Source organism: Streptomyces boluensis, from assembly GCF_009908195.1.
GTDB classification, from domain to species: Bacteria; Actinomycetota; Actinomycetes; order Streptomycetales; family Streptomycetaceae; genus Streptomyces; species Streptomyces boluensis.
This window is the reverse complement of record NZ_JAAAHS010000742.1, coordinates 1-1,016: the sequence shown is the minus strand read 5'-3', so window position 1 is coordinate 1,016 and position 1,016 is coordinate 1. Positions and strand designations below refer to the sequence as shown.

Genomic DNA, 1,016 nt, shown 5'->3' with positions numbered 1-1,016 from the left:
ACCCCACAGCCCGCCCCCGCGCGGCCAGCGTCGTCGCGTACTGGGGGAGTAGTGACGCGTCCTCCGGGGACGACGCTTCCGAGGCGGCGAAGGCCTCGTAGGAGGGGACCGTGGCTGTGACGATGCCCAGGTTGGGGGTGCCGGAGGCGGCGAGTTCGCGGAGGGCGGACTCTATGGTCGCCAGGTGCTCCTCGTGGGAGGGGTACTCCGAGGCCAACGACGGGTACGCCGCGAGGAGTTCGGTGAGTTCCGCGCGCGGCCAGTGCAGGACCGCCACCGGGAAGGGGCGGGAGAGGGCCGCGCGGTACGTGCCCAACTCGGCGCGCAGGCGGGCGATCTCGGCGCGGAGTTCCGTCGGGTCCTCCGAGCCGAGGGACCAGACGCGCTTCGGGTCGTGCAGCTCGTCCAGCGGGACCGGGGACGTGTTGGCCTCGTCGGCGAGGATGTCCCAGGTGTCGTGGTCGAGGGCGAGCAGGCGGCGGACCCGGTGGCGGCCGAGGAGCAGTGGGTTGGCGTCCGCCGGGTTCGGGCCCGACGGGTTCAGGAGCCGGGTCACCGCCTGGGTGAACAGCTCGTGCGCCTGCTGGAGTTCGTCGTGGGACTCCAGGGCCTCCGCCGCGATCACCCAGGGCGCCGGGTCGCTCGGGGCCGCCGTGCCGATGCCGTCGATGATGGCGTGGGCCTCCGCCTCGTGCCCGTACTCCCAGAGGTTCGCCGCCTTCAGGGCACGGACCAGGGACGGCTGCTGCGGGGTGCGGGCGAGCAGGTCGTCGTAGAGCGTCGTGGCCCGCTCGCGCTCGCCCGACAGCTCCAGGTGCGCGGCCGCGTGCAGGAGGAGTTGTTCGGCGTCCTCGGGGTACTGCGCCGCAGTACGCAGCAGGCGTTCGGCTTCGGCGGTGTGATCCGTTTCGGGGCGCATGCGGACACCGTACTGCCGTGGTCGGGGGGTATGGCAGGGATGTTTCGGTTCTGTCGCGGTGGCGGGTACCGGCCTCCCCTGGGACCTCTCCCCTCTC

1 protein-coding gene is annotated in these 1,016 nt (G+C 72.7%); it reads right to left on the bottom strand.

The window, feature by feature from the left end; translation table 11 throughout:
- Nucleotides 1-919: hypothetical protein (locus tag GUY60_RS37850; protein ID WP_161706024.1), on the bottom strand; the 919-nt coding region annotated here is incomplete at its 3' end.
- Between the last annotated feature and the right edge of the window lie 97 nt (nucleotides 920-1,016).